Raw genomic sequence first — 22,118 nt, 5'->3', positions numbered from 1 at the left:
GAAAAATAGTGAGGAACCTTCGGCTTCTTAGTGAGTTTTGCTGTGTCGTAAATCGCAGGAGGGTGCCATGCAAATCATAGACAATAGGGAAATCGAAGCGACAGAAATCAAGCCTATCCTGAGCGTCGTAGAATTTTGCCGTCGCTACAGACTGGATGAGGCTGAGGAAACACGTTTGCGCACGCTGTTTGGAGATTTCGCGTCGCGCCACGAATTGTTGATGAACGCACAACGGAAAGCCACTTTCCGCTAATTGCCGTTCAGGCAGTCGTTTCGCTCAAGATCATGAAGACATCATAGCGGGTACTTTTACCCAGAAGCTGATGAGAAGGTTTGCGGATGCCGGGCATGGGCTCGGCACGCAACGGCCACTTCAGCACTACGCGCTTCGTTGCGTGCGCCAGCGCGACTTTCATAAGCTCCGTCTGGTCGGGGTCTGACCCCACCAACTCCCGCAAAACCCGCATTTCCTTTTTGACCAGGGCCGTGTTGCCGCGTGGCGGATGCATGGGGTCGATCAAAACCACTTCAGGTGAAAGCGTCGGGATGAGTTCACGCGAATCACCGTGAAGCAATGTCATCCTCGAAGCGATTTCCTGATAGACACCGCCTTCGGCTTTGGCGCGCGCAATGGCATCCGACAGCATCGCGTGCATCTCGGGTGATCGCTCGATCAGCGTGACCTCAGAGCCCAGCGATGCCAGCAGAAACGAGTCCCGCCCAAGACCAGCCGTCGCATCGACGATCCTTGGCGTCTTGCCGTTTTTCAGCCCGGCAGCTTTTGCCAGCGCCTGACCGCGTCCTTCGCCGGAGCGCAATCTGTGGCCGACGGCACCGCCCACAAAATCCACGATAAAGCTTCCGTCGCGATCTTCGTCCGTCATCGTCATCTCAAAATGGGCAGGGAACGGTGAATGTCATATCGCGACCATCCGGGTGGCGAAAGCGTAGTTCTTCGGCATGCAGCAACAGGCGCTCGGAGGCGGCAAGGGCTTCGCCATCCGCGTAGAATTCGTCTCCGAGGATCGGGTGGCCAAGGGCTTTCATGTGCACCCGCAGTTGATGGGTTCTGCCCGTCAATGGGTGAAGCCGTAGCCGTGTGGCGGGAAGCTGCAGGCGTTCCAGAACATGCCAGTCGGTCTGCGCGGATTTCCCACCCTCGTGATCGACACGATGGCGTGGCTTATTGTCCGGATCGATGGCAAGCGGCAGGTCGATATGGCCGTCATCGTCAGCAACGGTACCCCAGACGACGGCGATGTAAGACTTCTGCGTCGTGCGGTTTTCGAACTGTGATGCGATGGCTGCGTGGGCCTTGCGGTTAAGGGACATCAGTACGATGCCGGATGTATCCTTATCCAGTCTGTTGATCATCAATGCTTTGGGAAACTGTTTCTGCACCCGGCTCGCCAGACTATCTCCCAAGGCCGGATCACGACCGGGGACAGACAGCAGCCCACTTGGCTTGTCGAGCACGATGAAATCCTCGTCGCGATAGATGATCGAAACGTAGGGCTCCATCGGGGGATTATAGACCGGGTTGGCAAGCTCAGATGTCATGCTGCCTCATAGCATGAAATTGAGGGAAGGCGAGGTGCATTGCTTAGCGATCCGGCAGGGGAACCGTCACGCGTCCGCTGGTCAGGTCCATCACCATCTTGGCCACCTCATCCGTCGATGAAAGTGGGACGGACAGGTTTAGCCGTGCACCATCAGCGGTGAAGTTTTCGGATGTTATCGTCAGATTTGGCACGGCGAGCAGACGCGATTTCACCAGCGCCAAATCGGAAAATCCGCATTCGATTTCCGTCGCAAGGGTGGGAATGACGGGCGTCTTCTTACCGCTTCTCAGACAGGTCGCTGCCGTGCCGCCATAGGCGCGCATCAGCCCGCCGCTGCCCAGAAGAATGCCGCCGAACCAGCGGATGACCAGCACCGCGACCGCATCGAGGGATTGCCCGTCTATGGCTTGCAGAATGGGTTTGCCCGCCGTGCCGGACGGTTCGCCATCGTCGTTGAAGCGATAGACCTGCCCGATCCGCCATGCCCAGCAATTATGGGTGGCGGTGGGGTCGGAATGCTCTTCGATGAAACGTTTCGCCGCGTCCTCATCCGCAATGGGGCTGGCCAGTGCGATGAAGCGGCTTTTCTTGATCTCTTGCGAAAATGTTTCAGGGCGATTGAGTGTGAACATGTCTCGTCAATAGCGCATGTACCGCGACGGGCAAATCGTTATAAGGCGGGTAAAGAGTAACCATGTTGGAAAAATTCGGGCGATGCACGGCAGGCAGGTGACGATTATTGGTGGCGGACCGGCAGGGCTGATGGCGGCAGAGGTGTTGTCTGCGGCGGGAATTGCCGTGACGGTATTTGAAGCCATGCCGACCGTTGCCCGCAAGTTTCTGATGGCGGGCAAATCGGGACTGAACATCACCCATTCCGAAGACTATGGCGACTTCGTCGGCCGGTTCGGCGCGGCGCAGGACAGACTTCAAGCTGCACTCGAGGCGTTTGCCCCCAAAATGCTGCGAGATTGGGCGCTTTCGCTCGGGCAGGAAACCTTTGTTGGAACCTCCGGCAGAGTGTTTCCCGTTGCCATGAAGGCATCACCGCTTTTGCGCGCGTGGTTATCGAAGCTGGAAAGCCAGGGGGTGGAGATCAAGACCCGCCATCGTTGGGTGGGTTTTGAAGATGATAGGCTTGTCTTCGAGACCCCAGCCGGAAAGATAACGGTCGAAAGTGACGCCGTACTCATCGCGCTTGGTGGGGCCAGTTGGCCAAAGCTGGGTTCCAATGCTGCCTGGGTTCCCTGGCTTTGCGATAAAGGCGTTGCCATCAATAATTTTCAGCCCGCCAATTGCGGCTTTGACGTGGATTGGAGCGATTACTTTCGCGAGCGATTTGCTGGCACGCCGGTCAAGTCCGTCGCGGTGAGTTCCGAAGCGGGACGTTTCGAGGGCGAGTTCGTGATTACGCAGCACGGTGTTGAGGGCAGTCTGGTTTATGCCCACGCCGCATCTTTGCGTGATGCCTTTACGATTGCGGATAGGCCCTCGCTGATCGTTGATCTGGCGCCCGGTCGGACAGAAAGCCGTCTCACAAAAGATCTGGAACGCCACCCAAGGAAAGACAGCTTTTCCAACAGATTGCGAAAGGCGGCGGGGCTTTCGCCGGTTAAGATCGCTCTTTTGCGAGAGTTCAGGCCTGATATTGCGACGCTCTCCTCCACAGAGGTCGCATCACTGATAAAAGCGCTGCCGATTGCGCTCACCTCGCCACGGCCCATTGCGGAGGCGATTTCCAGCGCGGGTGGAATCGACTGGCGCGAGATTAATGTAAATTACATGCTCAAACCGCTGCCGGGAATCTTTGCGGCTGGTGAAATGCTGGACTGGGAAGCGCCGACTGGCGGTTATCTTTTAACCGCTTGTTTTGCGACAGGAAAAGCAGCTGCCGAAGGCGTTATCTCTTGGCTGAAACACGAGGGCTAACTATATCGTGCAAGCGCTATTGCGTCTGCGCCAAAAAAAAGCTTGATAAGTTTCTTCGAATGAATTGGTGAGGCCCGTCAGGATATCTGACTGCGGCTATGGGTGGATAAGAGCCGTTGCTCTTGTTGGTGATGTTTGATGACTGATAGTTTTGCATTTGGCCAATGGCCGATCGGTGGTGGCGAAGCTGGTACGCTCGTCCGGAATTTCGATTGGTCGAAAACCTCGCTCGGCCCGATTTCATCGTGGCCTGCCAATCTTCGCCATAAGGTCAATTCCGTCGTCAACTCGCCCATTCCGCAGGTTCTGATGTGGGGCAAAGACCACGTCATGATCTACAATGACGGCTACATCGAAATCGCCGGGAATTATCATCCCAAGGCGCTGGGCGATACCGTGCCGGCGATCTGGCCAGAAATTTGGGATTGGAACCAGAAAATCCTCGAAGCGGGCTTTCGTGGAGCGGTCCAGTCTTTCCGCGATCAGAAAATGGTGTTGAACCGCAATGGACAGCCGGAAGAGGTCGTGTTCGATCTGTTCTACACGCCGATCCATAATGACGGCGGCACTGTCGATGGCGTGCTGTGCACGGTGCTGGAAAATACGGACAAGGTCAAAGCTGTTATCGATCTGGCCGAAAGCCGGGAAGAGCTGGGCCGTCTGACGGATGCGTTGCCGATTCTCGTGGGCTTCATCGACCACGATCATGTTTATCGCTTTGCCAATCAAGGCTATCTCGACTGGTTCAACTACCGTCCCGAGGACGTCTTGGGACGAAAAGCCGTCGATGTTGTCGGTGAGACATTCTATCAGGCCCGACTGCCGTTCATCGAACGCGCGATGGCCGGAGAGACCGTTATCCACGACACGGCGATCTTGCGCCCGGATGGGACGACCCGCACCGCAGAAATCCGCCACGTTCCCCGCCGCACTGCCAAGGGTGATGTCGATGGCTGCTATGTTCTGATCATCGACATCGAAACGCGCAAGCGTGCCGAGCTGGAATTGATGGTCTCCAACAATCGCTTCCGAGCGGCGGTCGATGCCGTTCACGGCGTGTTGTGGACCAACAGCCCGGATGGAAAGATGTTGGGCGAACAGGCTGGCTGGGCCGGGCTGACCGGGCAGAGCATCGATGAATATCAGGGCTATGGCTGGGCGGAAGCCGTTCATCCCGCAGACCGCGAAGGCTCCATCGATAGCTGGAACCGCGCCGTTGCCACCAAATCCACCTATGTCTGGGAGCATCGCGTGCGCCGCCACGACGGCGTATACCGCACATTCGCCATCCGCAGCGTTCCCATTCTGGACGAGAGCGGCACCATTACCGAATGGGTTGGCGTTCACACCGACATTACCGAACAGCGCGATGCGGAAGCGGCGCTGAAAGAGCATTCCGCCAATCTGGAGCGTGAAATTCGCCACCGCAGGCGGGCGGAAGACCAGCTTCGGCAGTTGAATGAAGGCCTCGAAGTTCGCGTCGCCTCGGAAATCGCCGAGCGTCGTCAGGCGGAACGCGCGCTGCAACAGGCGCAGAAAATGGAATCCATCGGCCAGTTGACCGGTGGCGTTGCCCATGACTTCAACAATCTGTTGCAGGTCGTTGCAGGCAATCTTCAGCTTCTAGCCAAAGACGTTGCTGGCAATGAGCGCGCCGAGCGGCGGGTGGGCAATGCCTTGGCGGGCGTCAGCCGTGGCGCGAAGCTCGCAAGCCAGTTGCTGGCTTTCGGTCGTCGTCAGGCGCTGGAGCCGCGCGTTATCAATGTCGGCCGCTTCGTGGCCGGGATGGACGATCTACTGCGCCGTTCCATCGGCGAGGCTGTCGAAGTCGAGGTCATCACGGCGGGCGGGTTATGGAACACCTATGCCGACCCGACGCAGGTGGAAAACGCGTTGTTGAACCTTGCCATCAACGCCCGTGACGCGATGGAAGGCTCTGGAAAGCTGACCATCGAGGTCGGCAATGCCGCGCTGGATCAGGATTACGCCCGCACCCATGCCGAAGTCGAGGCTGGTCAATATGTGATGCTGGCTGTGACAGACACAGGCTCCGGCATGTCGCCTGAAATCGTGGACAAGGTCTTCGAGCCGTTTTTCTCGACCAAGCCGGAAGGCAAGGGCACGGGCCTTGGCCTTTCCATGGTCTATGGTTTCGTCAAGCAGTCCGGCGGTCACGTCAAGATTTATAGCGAAGTCGGGCAGGGCACGACGGTAAAGATTTATCTTCCGCGTTCGCTTTCCGACGAGGACCGGGAAATCGTCGTGCAGAACGGCCCGATTGTCGGCGGTACGGAAACGGTTCTTGTTGTCGAGGATGACGACGAGGTCAGAAGCACTGTCGTGGAAACACTGACGGATCTCGGCTACCGTGTTCTGACAGCGCGGGATGCGCAGGCGGGTCTGACCGTTGCCGAAAGCGGCGTTCCCATCGACGTCATCTTTACCGATGTCGTCATGCCCGGGCCACTGAAAAGCAGTGAAATGGCGCGGCGCGCGAAGGAGCGGCTGCCTCATCTCGCTATTCTTTTCACGTCGGGCTACACGGAAAATTCCATCGTGCATGGTGGCAAGCTGGATGCAGGTGTCGAGCTTCTGTCCAAGCCCTATACGCGCGAGGCGTTGGCCAGACGTTTGCGCCATGTCATCGCCAACCAGAAACAGCGTGCGGAATCGAGCAAGGAGCGATCCGCGGATCAGGACTTGATCGCAAAGCTTAGGAGCAAGGCTTCAATGCGGGTGCTGCTTGTGGAAGATGACGAGCTGATCCGCATGAACACGACCGATATTCTCATTGAAGGCGGTCATATGGTGGTGGAGGCAGCGAATGCCACACAGGCCATCGACCTCATCGACAGGGAAGAAATCGACGTGCTGGTAACGGATGTCGGTTTGCCGGATATGAATGGCGCCGATCTTTCGGTCATCATCAAGGAACGCAAACCCTCTGTCGGGATCGTCTTCGCAACAGGAGACAATTTCCTGCCGAGCAATGCCCCGGCAGGCTCCGTTCTGCTTTGCAAACCTTATAACGAAGCCGATGTGCGCTTCGCCATCGCGCAGGCCCTGAGCGAGTAATTCGGATCAAAGTCAGTAACCGCGGGCCATATCCACGGTTACTGGCAGACTTCCTGTCTGCCGCCAGGCCTTGATATTCCCTGCCACGATTTGCGCGGATGTCTCCCGGTTTGTGGGGGCCGAGATATGCGGAAGAACGGTTACTTTCGGGTGGTGCCAGAAGGGTGACTGTTCCGCGAGCGGCTCCTGCTCGAAAACATCCAGAACGGCATGTGCGATCTGCCCTTCATTCAGCGCCGCGATCAGATCATCTGACACGATGACAGCACCGCGTGCGAAGTTGATGATGGACGCGCCCGACTTCATCTGGCTAAGGCGCTGCTTGTTCAGCAACCCCTTCGTATTGGCGGTCAGCGGAACGAGGCAGACGAGGATATCGCTTTTTTCCAGCAATGTGGTCAGTCCGTCCTCGCCCGACAACGTTTTGACGCCCTCCAATGTTTTGAGCGAGCGGCTCCAGCCAATGGTATTGAAACCGGCATGGAGCAGCCGCTCCGCCGCAACAGTGCCCAGCGTACCCAGTCCCAACAGACCAACCGTGACGTCTTTTGGGTGGCGGTATTCGAGTTCTGCCCATACGGCCTTTTGCTGGTTTTCTCGGTAGGCGGGCATGTCGCGATGGAGATAATAGGTCCAGGCCAGAACGGCTTCCGCCATCACGCGCGACAGTTCGGGATCGGTCAGGCGCACGATGGGCGGGGCAGTGGTGCCAAGCTCTGCAACCAGACGCTCCACGCCCGCCCACAGGCTGTGTATCCACTTCAATCCCGTGAGCTTGGCAATATCGGCGGGATCGGGATTGGCGACGATGGCAATTTCGGCCTGCGCCTTCTGCTCTTCCGTCATCGTCTTGATTGACACAATCGTCTCGCCGGGCAAGGCGGATGACAGGATTTCAATCCACTCGGCCTCATTGGCATCTGTTGTGCGGGAAACGAAAGCGATGGGGGAGACCATGGAAAATGTCCTGCGCTGATATCGATATGGGTGACATCAATGCGGAAAACTCTTCGCCAAATCCAGCATTTAATTCCCAGAGGCCGGGCAAAAAAATGCCCGCATGAAGCGGGCATTTGGGTTTGGCTTATGCCGGTTCGGTTACCGGCTTCTTAGCATCGCCGTAATAGGCGGAGAACTGCTCGTGATAATGTTCAGAGCCGCCCGGACCTGCATAACGCTGCAACTCCGTCATGTCGGTCTTGTTCAGCACGATGCCAAGCGTCTTGTTGGCAATCTGCGGCTCGTGGCTCATCAGGTTCTGCACCATCTGGATCGGCGTCTTGCCCCATTCGGTGACGAAGACGAAACCATCTACCTGCGATGCAAACGCCTTGGCATCGATGACAGGCACGACAGGTGCAAGGTCGACGATGATGTAGTCGCAGGCTTCGCGCGCTGATTCCATGAATTTGCGCATGCCTGATGAGGCGAGCAATTCGCTGGAGTGCGCGAACTGGTTGCTGGTGGAAACCGGCAGAATGCCCATCTTCGTGCGGCTATCCACCTTTACAGCCTTGGTCCACGGCACCTCATCCAGCACCACTTCCACCAGACCTGCGGACTGGCGTGTCGTCAGCATGCGGCTGAGACCGGGATTGCGGATATCGGCATCCACGACAAGCGTACGCTTGCCGGTGGTGGCGATAAGGCCAGCGAGATTGAGCGCAACAACCGACTTGCCTTCATTGGGTAGGCAGGAGATGACGCCGATAACGCGGCATTCCCGTTCCTGAATGACGACATCGGCGGTTAGTTTCACGTTGCGCAGCGTCTCGGTAAAGCTGGAGCGTGGACTATCCACCGCAAGGCGCAGCATTTTCTGGAACGATACCTGCCCGTTATCCTCGATGTCCGTATCCGGCAGTTCCGGCGTCGCGGCACCCGTTTCGGATTTGGCCGTCTCCACTCCCTTTTCGCCAATGAAAGGCAGATAGCCGAGGAAGCGCATGCGCAGATTATCACGCACATCGTTGCCGGTGTGGAAGTAACGGTCACGGAACTCCAGAACAGCGGCCACACCGCCACCCAGCATCAGGCCGAGGATGATGGAAAGCGCCATCGTCATGGTCTTCTTCGGGCTGGATGGAGATGTCGGCAGACCGGCATCGGAAATGATGCGGGCCTTGGCAATCGGGAAGGACTGCTTCTGGGATGCTTCTTCGAAGCGTCCGAGATAGGATTCATAGAGCGTCTTCAGCGCCGCTGCCTGCTGCTCCAGCTCACGAAGCTTAACAAGAGTCATGTTGGCTTCGGAGTTGCGCCCGGCAACGCGGTCAATGTTCTCGCGCAGAGACTGGACGCGTGACTGCGTCACGTCGAAGTCGTTCTTGAAGCTACCGGTTAGCTGCTGAAGCTCCTGATAAATCTGGCGAGCGAGGTCGCCCTTTTCGCTCTCAAGAGCAATAGCTTGGGGGTGGTCCTTGCCGAACTGCTGGACGACGCCCCGTTCGCGGTCAGAAATCGCGATGTAACGCTTGCGAAGATCCTGAATGACGGTGTTATCCGTATCGCGGGCCGAAACGATTGCGTTGTTGACCGCGTTATCCGGGCCCTGATCGACAATCGACTTATACTGGGTGTAACGCGCCGAAGCCGTTGCGGCATCTGCCTGCGCTGCGATGAGTTGACCGTTCAGATCCGACAGCTGGCTCTCAGACATCAACTCTCCGCGCGAAGAGACGATGTTGTTGGCGGCCTTGTATTTTTCGACGGCGAGAGATGCTGCCTGCGAACGCTGGTTCAGGTCGGTCAGACGCTCCTGCAGCCACACGGAAGCACGTTCCGTGGCATCGAAGTTGGCGTTCAGCTGCTCGGTCAGATAGGAATTGGCATAGGTCTTGGCGATCTGTGTTGCCAACTGCCGATCCGTGGAGCGGATGGAGATGGCGATGACGGAGCTTCGTCCCACGCGCTCAACCGTCAGCGCCTGCTGGATGATAGCGGCTGCCTTTTCACGACGACCGTTGCGCAATGCGTCTTCGGAGGCTGGTGGGGAGTTTGGCGTCAGGAGATCGACCACGCCTTTGACGGAGGATTTGACCAGATCCATCGGCGACATGGGTGGGTTGACGATGGTCTCGTTTTTATCGAGCGCCGCCTTGTCCACGACAGTCAGCGCCATTTCCTTGGATTTCAGGATTTCGACGGCGCTTGCAATGCGGTTGTCGATGACCTGTGCGGCGGGAATGGGAGCTTCCTCTTCCGCGTAGCGAGACAGGCTGTCATCGAGAAGCACTTGCGTCATGGCCGTATAAACGGGCGTGGCAAGAACGAGATAGAGCCCCGCGAGCGCCATCGTTGCAATGACGCAGGTCGCGATGATATTCGCACGGCGCACCACGGCGGCCCAAAGGCGGTCGAGGTCGATGAACGTGTCGGAATCCTTGGACTGATCCGGGAAATTTATGTTCGATCTAAAGGTCTTGTGGTGCATGGACCCACCTTGTGTTTAAAAATGGCGAGCGGGAAGGCAGTTCTTCTGCCTTCCCGCCTCCCTCAACGTTATGTCTCAGGCCGCCTTGACGCGGCTTTCGTGGTTCAGAACCAGCTCCTTGATGGAGGCCAGAACCTGGGCTTCCATGTCGGATCGCATCAGTGAAAATGCGACATTGGCTGCGATAAAGCCCTGTTTGCTGCCGCAGTCGAATGTGCGTCCGCTGAATTTCTGGCCGTGGAACGGCTGTGTATCGGCAAGACGCTTCATTCCATCCGTCAACTGAATTTCATTGCCCGCGCCGCGCTCCTGCTTGGCGAGGATATCGAAGATTTCCGGCTGCAGAATATAGCGGCCATTCAGGTAATAATTGGACGGAGCCTTGGAAGGTTCCGGCTTCTCCACCATTTCTGTGACCTGGAAGCCGTGGCTGACCGTATTGCCAACGCCGACAATGCCGTAGGAGGAGGTTTCCTCGGGCGAGCATTCCTCGACACCGAGAATGTTTCCGCCCACTTCATCGTAAAGCTCCATCAGACCGGCAATGCAGCCGCGGGCACCGTAAGACACCATGTCCGGCAAAAGCAGCGCGAAAGGCTCCTTGCCCACAAGTTCGCGCGCGCACCACACCGCATGGCCAAGACCAAGCGGAACCTGCTGGCGCGTATAGCTGACGGTGCCTGCGACCGGCAGCATCTTTTCAAGCTGGAGAACCTGCATCGTCTTGCCGGAGCGCGTCAGCGTGTTGACGAGTTCGGGCGCGCTATCGAAATAGTCTTCGATGGCGGTTTTGTTGCGACTGGTCACGAAGATGATATGTTCGATACCGGCCTGCATGGCTTCATCGACGGCATATTGCACAACGGGCCGGTCGACAATCGTCAGCATTTCCTTCGGCATCGCCTTGGTTGCAGGCAGGAAGCGCGTTCCGTTTCCTGCAACGGGAATAACAGCTTTTCTGACAGTCCTACTAAGGTCCATGGCATTCTCCTTGATTGATTTCGAGTATCGAATTTCAGGCAAAAATTATAAGGCTTGCCGTTTCATCCCCGTGGTAACGGAAGAGGGGAATAGGGAGTCGCGCAGCTTTCTCAGTCGCACCTCGATCGGCATACGCAGATGCCGCAACGCGATCGGATCGCGCGCGGCGATTTTCAAGACGTCGGAAATCGAGCGGCGCTTGATGCCGGATACCAGCATCAGGAAATGGCGCGCTTCGATGAGGCTGCGGGTTCGCTGGGTCTGGGCGGTCATGGCGGCTGGCGACAGCGTGTGGCTGGCCAGAAACTCCCCATCTGCCGCAATCATCGCATCGACGTGGTGAAGTTCAAGCACACGCGAGATCGAGCCTTCGCGAATATTGTAGACATAGCCGGGTGAAGGCTCGATGGCGCAGATGCCGCCAACCGCGAGCGACGATGCCAGAAGAAGATAGTCTTCCCCAATCCGCAGTGTCGGGTGAAAGCGCAGCTTCTGCGCATTTAGAAAATCACGCCGGAACATCGGCTTCATGTAGCCGAAGTTGAAGGTGGAGCGGAACAGAATGTTCGAGGCGATGAAATCTTCCAGCGTCAGGACGCCTCGCTGCTCCAGAAACGCATTTTCGAACATCGTTTCCTTGGGGCGACCATCCGTGTAGACGACGTCGAGATTATCGACCGCGATATCGGCATTCGCCGTCTCGGCACGCGCAATCATCCGGGCCGTGCGGTTGGGGTGGATTACATCGTCGGAATCGAGGACGGCAATCCAGCGGCCGAGGGCCGCGTCGATACCGGCATTGCGGGCGCCACCGGGCCCGAGATTGTTCTCCAGCGCAATCAGGCGAACGCGCGGGTCGCGCTCTGCGATGCTGGCCACGACATCACGGGTGGTATCTGAGGATTTGTCATCCACGACGACCACTTCCAGCGTAACCGCCTCTTGCAACAGGGCGCTTTCGATGGCCGGGATGATGGTATCGGCAGAATTATAGGCTGCGATGACGAATGTCACATCCGGCTGGTTCATGGTGTCCATCATGTGGCCTCCACGGTGCCGTACTGGCGTATTTCACGCACGCCAAATGCGCCGCTGACAGAGCCCATATGCAGCGCAGTCCGCAGCAACTGGCGGTTCCGGCGCACCGGATCAAAGCATGTCAGCAATGCGAAACCGGCGCAGAAGAGGACCTTCGAGCCTGCTATCGCGACCTGTGCGATGCGGCGTGCGCCGGGCTTTCTTTCCGCCAGCAATCGGCCATGTGTCTGGCCTGAACGGAAGCGGCGCTTGGCAAGCCAAATGAAGCTCGCGCGTGTTTCCGGCACAGGCTCCGAGAGGACGGCCTTTTCAGCATAGGCGATGCGGCCACCGGCGGCGTGCATATGCGAAAAGAAATGCGTGTCCTCACCACCGCTCTGACCCAGAGACAGGGCAAAGCGTCGGCCTTCGACCGACGGCGCTTTCATGCGCAGCAGCGTGTTGCAGGTGTAGCCGGTGATGATGTCGCCATTGACCCAGACAGGGAACGTGGAGTGAAAGTCACCCTTGCGCATCCAGTCCGGCGCATTGGATTTATAGATCGCAGTCACAGGGCCCAAAACGGCTTCAGCGCCCGTTTCCTGTGCGGTTTTCAGCAACTCCGAAAGCCACTCGCGCGGCGCTGTTTCATCGTCATCGATGAAGGCGAGATAGTCGGCCTCGCATTCGGAAAGGCAGGCGTTGCGCGCGATGGAAATATTCGATTTCGGGCAATGGACGTAGGTAATCTGGACGGGCGAGGTTTCACGCAGCTTGTCGATGGATGCCTGCGCGCTCGGCTCTGCATCATTATCCGCCACGATTAGGCGAACGCTGATGCCGTGCGGAATATCCATCTCGAACAGGGATTTCAACGTCGCAACGACCGCCGGGCGGCGATAGGTGCAGATGCCGATATCGACCTTGATTGTTTCCGATACGGGAGTGAGCGAGGTGCTGGTCATGTGGTTGCCTTTCTCGCCATAGGAGCCGGTGTGCCGAGCGAGCTGACAAGCTCCAGCCAGAAGCCGGTGGACCACGCAAAATGCATGACCATCGCGGCAAAGGCAGCCAGCGGGCCATGTGATTTTTTTTCGGCGATGGCCATCCACAAGCCGTAGCCAAGGCATGCGGCAATCCAAAGGCAGAGCGGGATGACCGCTGCCCAATGGAACACGCCCAGCAATGCAAAGAGCGCGACGGGCATGACGGAGAGCGGAATCATCTGCCGGATTTTCGGTAGGGACCGGTGCTTGAGAAGATTTTTCGCGCGTCCACGACCATAGGCAAGATATTGCTTGAACAGCGGGCGCACGTTGGAACGCGGGTAATAGGTCATGCGGGTCTTATCGGTCATCCATATGCGGAAACCCGCTTTGCGCAGCCGGTAATCCAGTTCGGCATCTTCATTGTGGCTGAAGCTCTCGTCGTAACCGCCAACCATCATGAAGGCGGATATGCGCATCAACGCGTGATGGCCGTGATCGATCCAATGACCCTTGGCACCTTCACGATGTTTCGAGCCGCCATTGCCGAGTTTGGAATTCTGGGCAATCGCCGTGGCTTTCTGGAAGGTGCCATGACCAACCGTATCCATAGCCACCACAACGGAGTCCGCGCCAGTTTGAACCGCATCTTCCAGAAGACGCTGGCAGTAATCATCGGGGTAATCGCCATGGGCATCGATGCGGATGAGATAATCATAGCCGGCACCGAACATTTCGATTGCAAGGTTGATTCCCGCGCTCTGGATGCGCTTGGGATTGGCAAGCAGAACGACGCGCGGGTCCTGCATGGAAAAATTGGCGACGATATCGCGCGTGCCATCCGTGCTGCCGCCATCGGCGACGATGATGCGGTCTTCGGTGTTGTTCAGGGTGCTGGAAAATTTCAACAGCAGGTCATCAATCGTCCGTGCTTCGTTGAGGCAGGGAATGACGATCAATGTTTTCACGTTGGGAATACTCTGTGATTTCATGGCTTTTAGCCCCGTCAAGCTGTTGAGAGTGCGGCTTCCACGGCGCGGCCATTGTGCGGCGCTGCCAGGGAGGCAAGTTTGTGAGCAAGCTGGATGCAATCCGTGCTGTCAGTAATCCATTGCTTGCGGTCGATCGCAGCGAGCTTTGCGAAGGCATCGAGATAGGCCTGATCGCTCAGGCCTCTGAAAAACGTTTCCAGCGTGCTGGCGTCGGCAGATTGCAGGACGTGGCCGATGTTTCTTGTTTCCAGAAAACGGGCGGTCTCTGTTCCCGCAACGGCGATGGGCAGAGTGCCGTAAAGGCAACCCTCATACAGCCGGTTCGGCAACAGCCAGCTGGAGTTCTGACCTTCCTCGAAGAAGTCGATAGCCCATGTGAACTGCACTTCGTTGTAGATCGAGGCGAGGTCTTCCGGGTTCTTGTATGCACCCTGAAAGCTCAGATGAGGGGCATTCGCCACGAAGCCGTCGAAATCGTCGAATTCGGAATAGGCCGGACGCCCGCGCAGGATGACTTCAACCTTGCCATCCATCCGCTTGGCGAATTCAGCCAGAATCTCAAGCGATTTGCGGCAGCGCAGCGCCCCGAACCAGCCGATTTTCCAGGGCTCGCCCGCTTTCGGCAGGCGCGGCGCTGGCGTTGCGGCCATCGTTTCGTCCAGCATCAAGACCTTGTTTTCCTGCAAAAGCACGGGCAGTTGCAGGCCGGAGCGTGGCGCAAAATAGTGACTGACGAAGGCAGGTGAGCTAGTGATCAACAGCTTTGCATCTCTTGCGAAATAACGCTGGGCAGCGTTGACGAGCTTGCCCGCCGCGCCCTCATTCAAAAGCAGGCGGTGTATATCGAGGCATTCGTAAACGACGGGAACATCGCGTCCATAAATGCCCGAAGCACGACGCGCCAGCGCCAGCATTTCGAGGTTACGGGCGATGATGACGTTCGGTTTCTGGACCTGACGCAAAGTACCGGGCAGGGAAAAGCTCGATTTCACGACGGACATGATGCGCTGGGCAAAGCGGCCATCGGCAGTTTCACCCAGCACGATGGGCATAACGCCATCGACACTGGCCAGCTTGTTTTCGCCACGGGTGAAACCTGCAAGACTGACTGTCGCTCCACCCGCCTGCAACGTCATGACCCGCCGGCGAATGGCCGGGTCGGCAAGGTCATGAGCGAGATAAAGAACATGCGTCATAAGCGGTCCTGAAGCGAAAAGGGATCAACGAAAACTAAGCTGGGCGTGTCTCGTCAGTTTGACAGGCAGGCGACGGATTCAGGAAACTGGCAGGCATCGCCAAGCGCGGTGAAAGCCATGCGGTCCACATTCATCACCGTCGGGCCGCTATAGGCAAACTTGCCCATCCAGCTTTTCAGTGTGTCGGTGCCCCAAAGGCTGAAGAAAATCTTCTGCGGGTTCTGTGGAATCTTGGATGGGTCCGTAACCTCATGCACCATCTTGCCATTGACGAAATAACGAAGGCGCTGCGGCTCCCAGACAAAGGCGTAGTCGTTGAATGCCCTATCGGCACCGCCAGCGACATCTACCAGCTTTTCATTGCCGCCCTTGGCGGAAATATACTGGTTGAGCTGAACCTGGGACGTGTCCTTGCCCAGAACTTCCATGTCGATTTCATCATGCGGCTTTTTATCGGTCGGGCCGATATAGGTGAAGAAAGCCGAGTTCAGGCCAGAGCCTGTCGCCGCCTTTATGCGGGCTTCGTATGTGCCATAACGATAACGGCCCTTGGTCTGGATTTCACCGCAGGAGTAATTGCGATCTCCGGCTTTGCCTTCCTGAAAGCCAAGCTCAAGCTGGCCGCCTTCGAATTTCACCAGCTTCTTGGACCAGGTGCAATTCTGATGCGGGCCATTGTTCCAGCCATCGGAAACATACCAGAAGGATCGGTCCATGGCGTCGAAATTTTCGACGAAGGATTTTCCGTTGCTTTCCTGCGCCATGGCAGCGGGTGCGCCCAGGCTTAAAGCAAGAAGTGCGGATGCAATCATGCGCGACTGAACGCGGGTGAGAAATGCGGTCATTGGTTCACCTTTGCCGTTGCGGACAGGGTATCTGGCGCAGGCTGTAGGGGAACAGCCTTTGCAGATGTTGGATTTTGAGGAAGCGTCTTCGGTTTTCCACTGCGGCTGCCCGTCAGCACGGCATACAAGGCCGGCAGTTTCGAGCGCACCTGAGCGTTGCTGACGATCAGGATGAGGAAGGACAGCAGCACCGCCCCGACGTAGAAGGCGGGATAGAAGTCCGGGCCGCCTTTGTTCCAGACCATCCACATCAAAACCAGAAGCGGGTAATGGGCGCAGAAAATCCAGAAGCTCAAGCTGCCGGTATCTGCCAGACGCCTACCGGCACGGCTGCGAATGAGAAGGGAGGACGAGGCCCAAAGGCCCATCGCGCCAAACACGGCCAGCAGATTTCGTAGCAGGTTCAGTTCGAAGGTGAATTCTGGCCCTGTGAAGTAGAGGCCAGTTGCCAGCAGCGCCGCAGAAACAAGAACTGCCACGGTGATTTTAGCGGCGTGGGGATCGAGAGCCTTCAAATTCACTTTGTGCAATGCAAGCGCGATGCCGAGCGTGAAGCTGAACAGAATGGATTTCTTCTGTACGATGAAGAGTGTCAGATCAGGCCATGCCGTGACGATGAGAAGCATGGCAAGGGTCGGCAGAGCAAAGCGCTTAACGAAGAAGGCCAGCACCGGCGACAGAAGAATGCAAACGAATAGGTCGCGCAGGAAGTAGAGCGGCACATTCACGGGCAGTTCTTCCACAGCAGCGCCATGGCTGATCATTTCGCGCGGTGTCGCGTTCCAAAGATCGGGGAAGTAACCAATGCCGACATCGAAGAGCTGGATCAGAAGGACCGCTGCAAATAGCGCGCCGTTCCACAGCAGGAAAGGCAACAGCACCGTTCTAGCTTTGGATTTGACCGTGGCGGAATAGTCGAACGCCTGCATGCCGCGACGAAACAGCAGATAGCCGGAAATCGCGCTGAGGCAAGGCACGCCTATGCGAAACAGGGCATCGCCCAGAAACACGCGTATCCAGTCAAAGAAACCATAGACCCCGAGAAATGGGCTGGTTTCAGGATTGTGCGGCACATGTACGAAAACAATGCCGGATATCAAAACGATACGCATCAAATTGATGCGGGAAGATAGGTTCTGATCAAAAGTCACATCAGTTCCCCTTATTGGGCGGTGTCTCCCTCCACCGCGTTACAAACAGGACGAACGTAAGCCCGGGCCAGAGTCTCGGGTCGAGTTGAGGGTAAAATGTGGCAACGCGGGAAAAACGGCTCTCTAAATGTGAGGGGTAAATCTCTGGAGCGCTTTGGCTATCCTAAGGTGAATTTATGTAAGATATTGATTAAAATGGATATTAAATACATGCGTATGTTTGCATGTGCTCGGCATAAAGGCACGAAGCCATTTTTCTTTTGCTGCACTGCAAAAACAAATCACGGCACCCGTAACGAATTCGTGAGGTGAGGGGTCGCAAAGCTGCCGAATTGCGGCAAAAAAGTGGCCGCAGCTGCGATGGCGTTTCTTACGCCATCGCCTGCTTTGCTTTCCGATCCCGAACGAGGCCCAGAATTTTGCGCAAAAGCGCTCGCTCCGTCAGTAGAATCAGCACCGCATAAATCGCACCGCCAGCAATGGCCCCAACGAGAACCTGCATATAGGCGTGCGGCAGACTATCTGCGAAGACGTGCAATATGTATCGAACGGCAATCGCCATGATGAAGGATGCGATCATCGGGCGGCTGCTGACGTAGAGCCCTTTCAACAAAGGCGTTTCGCTGGCCTTGAACACCGCCCAGGAATAAAACACCAGCGTCACTCCGTTGACGATGCAGAGCCACACCATGGCATCGATCAGTGTGCCGTAAATTGCGGCGAGCCACACCGCACCGGTGGTGACGAGTGCGCGAATCGTTGCCGACCAGAAGAGCACGCGACCGTAGCCCGCGCCTTTCAGATAGGGAATGAAGGTGCTGCATGGGGTGAGGATGGCTTTGGAAAGCGCCAGCAATCCCAGCACTGGCCACGCATAGGCCCAGTTGGGTCCGAAAATCACCAACATCGCTGGCTCGGCAATGGCCCAGAGCCCGAACATCATGGGCGCCAGCAGCACGGTCAGCACCTGCGTGCTGAACATCAGCGCATCGCGGCGGCGCTGCTTGTCGTCCATCATGCGGCTGAAGGCGGGGAAGAGGACGCCCATGACGGCTGACAGCACCACCTGATTGGGAATGCTGGCAAACCGGTTCGATGCCGAATAGGCACCCGCATCGGCAAGGCCGAGATAACGGGCGATGATGACCATGGGCGACTGGAAGGTCACGAAATTCGCGATTTCCGATCCCATGAGACCGGAACTGAAACCCAGAAGTGGAATCAGCCGCTTTGGCTTCATGACGAAGCTGGGCTTATAGCGTGAGACGGCATAAAGCCCAACCAACCGAATCAGCGCCGCAGCAAAAAGCTGGATGATCAAAGCCCAGACGCCGTAGCCTGCAAAGGCCAGACCGACGGCGAGTATGGCGGCGGCGCTTTCCGAGGTCATACTCCAGATCGCGTCCTTGCTGAAATTCATCCGCCTTGCCAGCAGCGAATAGGCGACATCGCCTGCCAATTGCAGCGGAATGAGGAAGGCCATGATTCGCAGGAGATAGGCGCTTTCGACAGCGCCCAGCAGTCCCCCAAAAAACTCTGCCCCGAAATACAGTATCGCGGCCATGGTGCAGGAAATCGCCAGATTGGCCCAGAAGACGGTATGGATCGTGTCCATATCCTCTTCTTTTTCCACAATCAGTGCGGAAGTGAGGCCTGCACCTGCAATCATCGTCAAAAACTGCACGACGGTGAGCCCAACGGCCACAACACCGAATTCTTCGGGCGTCAGCAATCGCGCCAGAATTGGCACCGTGACAAACTTAAGCCCGAATGTGCCTGTTTTTGATAATACGCTCCAGCCGACATTCGCGGTAATCGTCTTGACGCTCGGAGCTGGGGGCATACGTGCATCCTATAATTTGGAGGCCAGCAAGTGGTGGGCTGGCGGGAGGTTTGCCACTCATCGGGGCCGCTCTTTAATCGGGCCCGACACTTCTTGATCAACACAAGGGGCGAAACAATGGCGAAATTTACAGTCGTTATTCCTTATTATCAAAAACAGCATGGCGTACTTGGTCGTGCATTGGCATCAGTTTTTTCCCAGACGCTTCAGGATTTCGATCTCGTCATCGTAGACGACGAGTCGCCCTATCCGATTGAAAAAGAAATAGACGAGCTGAGCGAAGAGCAACGAAATCGCATCAAAATCGTCAAGCAGGCAAATGGTGGACCGGGTGGTGCGCGCAACACCGGGCTGGATCATGTGCCTGCCGAAACATCCTATGTTGCCTTACTTGATTCGGATGACATCTGGACGCCGGACCATCTGAAGAATGCCGCCTATAGCCTCGAAACCTTCGGTGGGGAATGCTACTGGGCATCGATGCAGGCCAGCGACGAGTTCTACTACCACTTCGCCATTTCCGAACTGGAGAACAATGAAGGCGCCACGCGTCTGTCTGAATCTCCCAAGGTCATCGAACTGCCGGATCTTGCCAGCGTCATGCTGCGCAACTGGAGCTTCCTGCATCTTTCCTGCATGGTCATCGGCAGGCCCCTGTTCGAAAAGGTCCGTTTCGACCCGGCCTTGAGGCTTGCGGCAGAAGACGTTCTATTCTTCTGCGATTGCATTCTGGCTTCGAAACGCACGCTTCTGTGCGATGATGCCGGTGCCATGCGTGGCATGGGCGTCAATATTTTCCACAGCATCGACAATAGCTCGCCGGAATTTCTGCGTCAGCAGTTCAATACCTGGGTGGCGCTCGACACATTGCAGGGTCGTTTTTCCACTCGTCCGGCAGATGTGGCATCCATTGCTTCTTATAAAAACACGGCGCGCAAGCAGGCGCTGTGGAGCCAGGCCGGCAAATTGAAGCAGCGCAAAGCCCCGGAACTGGGTCTGCTGTTCAAATGGATGATGCGTGATCCTGCTATTTTGCGTGCAGCACTTGAATTGGGAACCGGCAAACTCGCCCGGCCGAAATGAGCCGCTGTAACCGATATTTTTTATTCAGGAGTAGTCCATGAAACCCTATCACTGGGAATCGCATCACGGCAATTTCGGCGATGACCTCAATCTTTGGCTTTGGGATTTCCTGCTGCCCGGTCTGCGTGATGTCCATCCGGATGTTCTGCTAGTCGGTGTCGGAACCGTTCTCAACGACGTTCTTTTCCCGCCGGAGCAGCGCAAGCTCATTATCGGTAGCGGTTACGGTTATGGCGCAGTGCCGGATATTTCCAACAAGGAACTCTGGGACATACGCTGCGTGCGTGGTGAGATGACAGCGGCCAAGCTTGGCCTGCCCTCGGAGATGGGCATTGTCGATCCGGCCGTTATGGTCACCGAAATGCCGGACTTCAAGAACCTGCCGAAGCTGCACAAGAAGACATTCGTGCCGCACTGGGAATCTGCCGAATTCGGCATGTGGGAGACCGTCTGCGAACCGGCTGGCCTGACCTATCTTGATCCGCGCGGCGAAGCCAAAGCCGTCATCAAGCACATCGCGCAATCGGAATTCATCGTTGCCGAATCGATGCATGGTGCGATCCTTGCCGATGCTTTCCGCGTGCCGTGGGTCGCCGTCAGCACATCGACCTCCATCAACAGCTTCAAATGGAGCGATTGGGCAGGCAGTGTCGGCGTGAAATATGAGCCGCGTTATGTGCCGGTTTCCACGCGCGCAGAGGCCGCCAAGAAGGGCTCGAAGTTCTGGGGAATGAGCTTCCCGCCACCACCGCCGCCAGAGATTGTTGAGAATCACACGTCGGAACCGTCACATGATGGCGAGTTGCTGGTGCGTCCGCATCAGGAGCAACGCTCTCTGCGCAAGCTGGCAAAGCAGGTTCTGGCTGCGCCTTCGACTCTTGCCCTTTGGCAGGCCAGCCGGGCTGAGCCACGGCTGAGCCCGGACGGTCGTCTGGAAGAGCGAAAAGAACGTTTTCAGGCCGTTCTTGAATCGATCAAGAGAGATTATTTCTAACGCAATAAACGCCGCTCATCTCACGGGTTGAGCGGCGTTGCTCTCAGCAGATAACGGATATCCGCAACCTGTTGCGGCTTCTTGCGATACCGCGCCGTCTTATCAAGCCATATGCCCTGAGCAATCGCTGGAACAGCAGGCAGTCGCTTCAACGCGTGCGTCATCGCGCCACCGAGACCGGCTTTCGACTTTGCATCCAGGAAATCACGCAGTTCGAATTTCTCGCGAATGTGACGCTCGTGTTCTTGCAGAATGGCGGTTTCCCGCGGTGTCAGGGAATAGGTCGCAAGAATTTTGCGGTCTGCTTCATAGAGCTGGCCCAAATCTTCGGTGCGGTGGCGACCGCTCAGGGAGTCACCACGAACAATGGCGCCATAACCGCAATTGCGGATGACCTTGTATCGCGCGCCGCAGGCCAGCGCCCGCACATAAAGCTCGTAATCCTCGCCAAGGCGCAAGGCCTCGTCATAGCGCAGGCCATGATTGTCGAGAAAGGCGCGTCTGATGACAGGCTTCAGAAAGCCGGTCTCGCCCCGCTCCACGCCACGTTTGGAAATATTGCCTTCAACGAATTCCGCCAGTTGAAGAAAATGCTCTTCCGGCGCAAACCGGGTCGGCACCATGGAGGATGCGCCAGATACCGATTGCTGAATGAAGGCGATGTTATCAGCGACCAGATCCCAATCGTCACTTTCCAGCATGGCGGCGAAGCGCCCGCGGAAAAAGAAATCATCGGCATCCAGAATGGCGATGAGGGGAGCTGTCGATATGGAAATGGCGTGATTACGCGCCGCCGACGGGCCACGATTGACCTCGAAACGCTCGACTTTCAAACGTCCGGTGCCATCATCGAAGGATTGCGCCACCGCTGCCGTCGCATCCGTCGATCCGTCATCGATGACCACGACTTCGCTGACTTCCGGCTCCACAAGTGCGGAGACGATGGCGGTTGCGATGGTATCGGACGCGTTTTTCGCAGCGATAATGACGCAAATGGATTGCAAGTCCGGGGTCATGCCTACTCCCTGCTT

At 57.0% G+C, this 22,118-nt stretch carries 18 protein-coding genes and 1 pseudogene; 5 read left to right on the top strand and 14 right to left on the bottom strand.

Features of this window, described 5'->3' with window-relative positions:
- Window positions 1-67 precede the first annotated feature (67 nt).
- Entirely contained in the window at window positions 68-253 is a 186-nt protein-coding gene (locus ABUK73_RS07120; RefSeq protein WP_113088990.1) for a hypothetical protein, read from the top strand.
- 7 nt (window positions 254-260) lie between these two features.
- On the opposite strand, the gene ABUK73_RS07115 is transcribed toward ABUK73_RS07120, so the two are convergent.
- From ABUK73_RS07115 to ABUK73_RS07105, 3 genes are read right to left on the bottom strand one after another with little or no spacing between them, the layout of a single operon-like run.
- Entirely contained in the window at window positions 261-884 is a 624-nt protein-coding gene (locus ABUK73_RS07115) for a class I SAM-dependent methyltransferase (RefSeq protein WP_353576669.1), read from the bottom strand.
- Between the two features lie 7 nt (window positions 885-891).
- A complete protein-coding gene (locus ABUK73_RS07110; RefSeq protein ID WP_353576668.1) occupies window positions 892-1,560 on the bottom strand; it encodes an RluA family pseudouridine synthase in 669 nt (222 codons plus the stop codon).
- A 43-nt stretch (window positions 1,561-1,603) separates the two neighbouring features.
- Window positions 1,604-2,194 carry an IMPACT family protein gene (locus ABUK73_RS07105; RefSeq protein WP_353576667.1) on the bottom strand — a complete coding sequence of 197 codons (591 nt, stop codon included), beginning with the start codon at window positions 2,192-2,194 and terminating at the stop codon, window positions 1,604-1,606.
- 82 nt (window positions 2,195-2,276) lie between these two features.
- Between ABUK73_RS07105 and ABUK73_RS07100 the strand changes: the two genes are divergently transcribed.
- The gene (locus tag ABUK73_RS07100; protein WP_353576666.1) at window positions 2,277-3,491 is read left to right on the top strand and encodes a TIGR03862 family flavoprotein; all 1,215 of its coding nucleotides are present in this window, start codon (window positions 2,277-2,279) and stop codon (window positions 3,489-3,491) included.
- Between the two features lie 138 nt (window positions 3,492-3,629).
- Complete coding sequence (locus tag ABUK73_RS07095) at window positions 3,630-6,566, top strand: hybrid sensor histidine kinase/response regulator (protein WP_353576665.1); 2,937 nt, start codon at window positions 3,630-3,632, stop codon at window positions 6,564-6,566.
- Window positions 6,567-6,578: 12 nt separating this feature from the next.
- On the opposite strand, the gene ABUK73_RS07090 is transcribed toward ABUK73_RS07095, so the two are convergent.
- From ABUK73_RS07090 to ABUK73_RS07045, 10 genes and pseudogenes are all read right to left on the bottom strand, one after another.
- Window positions 6,579-7,523 carry a 2-hydroxyacid dehydrogenase gene (locus ABUK73_RS07090; protein ID WP_353576664.1) on the bottom strand — a complete coding sequence of 315 codons (945 nt, stop codon included), beginning with the start codon at window positions 7,521-7,523 and terminating at the stop codon, window positions 6,579-6,581.
- A gap of 127 nt (window positions 7,524-7,650) precedes the next feature.
- Window positions 7,651-9,999 carry a polysaccharide biosynthesis tyrosine autokinase gene (locus tag ABUK73_RS07085; protein WP_353576663.1) on the bottom strand — a complete coding sequence of 783 codons (2,349 nt, stop codon included), beginning with the start codon at window positions 9,997-9,999 and terminating at the stop codon, window positions 7,651-7,653.
- 75 nt (window positions 10,000-10,074) lie between these two features.
- Window positions 10,075-10,980 carry a UTP--glucose-1-phosphate uridylyltransferase gene (locus ABUK73_RS07080; RefSeq protein ID WP_113088998.1) on the bottom strand — a complete coding sequence of 302 codons (906 nt, stop codon included), beginning with the start codon at window positions 10,978-10,980 and terminating at the stop codon, window positions 10,075-10,077.
- A 45-nt stretch (window positions 10,981-11,025) separates the two neighbouring features.
- Window positions 11,026-12,018, bottom strand: a complete 993-nt coding sequence (locus ABUK73_RS07075) for a glycosyltransferase family 2 protein (RefSeq protein ID WP_353576754.1) — start codon at window positions 12,016-12,018, stop codon at window positions 11,026-11,028.
- On the bottom strand, window positions 12,018-12,962 hold the full coding sequence (locus ABUK73_RS07070) for a glycosyltransferase (RefSeq protein WP_353576662.1): 945 nt from the start codon (window positions 12,960-12,962) through the stop codon (window positions 12,018-12,020). The genes ABUK73_RS07075 and ABUK73_RS07070 overlap by 1 nt, the downstream gene beginning before the upstream one ends.
- Window positions 12,959-13,975, bottom strand: a complete 1,017-nt coding sequence (locus ABUK73_RS07065) for a glycosyltransferase family 2 protein (RefSeq protein WP_353576661.1) — start codon at window positions 13,973-13,975, stop codon at window positions 12,959-12,961. The genes ABUK73_RS07070 and ABUK73_RS07065 overlap by 4 nt, the downstream gene beginning before the upstream one ends.
- A 14-nt stretch (window positions 13,976-13,989) precedes the next feature.
- Complete coding sequence (locus tag ABUK73_RS07060; protein WP_353576660.1) at window positions 13,990-15,171, bottom strand: glycosyltransferase; 1,182 nt, start codon at window positions 15,169-15,171, stop codon at window positions 13,990-13,992.
- Window positions 15,172-15,224: 53 nt separating this feature from the next.
- Complete coding sequence (exoK, locus tag ABUK73_RS07055; RefSeq protein ID WP_353576659.1) at window positions 15,225-16,016, bottom strand: endo-1,3-1,4-beta-glycanase ExoK; 792 nt, start codon at window positions 16,014-16,016, stop codon at window positions 15,225-15,227.
- Window positions 16,017-16,020: 4 nt separating this feature from the next.
- Window positions 16,021-17,167 (bottom strand): annotated as a pseudogene (locus tag ABUK73_RS07050) (acyltransferase family protein).
- Between the two features lie 370 nt (window positions 17,168-17,537).
- The gene (locus tag ABUK73_RS07045) at window positions 17,538-19,010 is read right to left on the bottom strand and encodes a lipopolysaccharide biosynthesis protein (protein WP_353576657.1); all 1,473 of its coding nucleotides are present in this window, start codon (window positions 19,008-19,010) and stop codon (window positions 17,538-17,540) included.
- Window positions 19,011-19,127: 117 nt separating this feature from the next.
- On the opposite strand from ABUK73_RS07045, the gene ABUK73_RS07040 reads away from it, so the two are divergent.
- Together ABUK73_RS07040 and ABUK73_RS07035 are read left to right on the top strand one after the other, a co-directional pair.
- On the top strand, window positions 19,128-20,093 hold the full coding sequence (locus ABUK73_RS07040) for a glycosyltransferase family A protein (RefSeq protein ID WP_353576656.1): 966 nt from the start codon (window positions 19,128-19,130) through the stop codon (window positions 20,091-20,093).
- 37 nt (window positions 20,094-20,130) lie between these two features.
- Window positions 20,131-21,087, top strand: a complete 957-nt coding sequence (locus ABUK73_RS07035; protein ID WP_353576655.1) for a polysaccharide pyruvyl transferase family protein — start codon at window positions 20,131-20,133, stop codon at window positions 21,085-21,087.
- Window positions 21,088-21,107: 20 nt separating this feature from the next.
- Here ABUK73_RS07035 and ABUK73_RS07030 read toward each other — a convergent pair whose 3' ends face one another.
- Window positions 21,108-22,103, bottom strand: a complete 996-nt coding sequence (locus tag ABUK73_RS07030; RefSeq protein ID WP_353576654.1) for a glycosyltransferase family 2 protein — start codon at window positions 22,101-22,103, stop codon at window positions 21,108-21,110.
- Between the last annotated feature and the right edge of the window lie 15 nt (window positions 22,104-22,118).

The sequence above is a fragment of the Agrobacterium vacciniicorymbosi genome, assembly GCF_040427045.1.
GTDB lineage: Bacteria > Pseudomonadota > Alphaproteobacteria > Rhizobiales > Rhizobiaceae > Agrobacterium.
The sequence above is the reverse complement of the archived record's forward strand: the minus strand, read 5'-3'. Positions and strand labels throughout refer to the sequence as shown.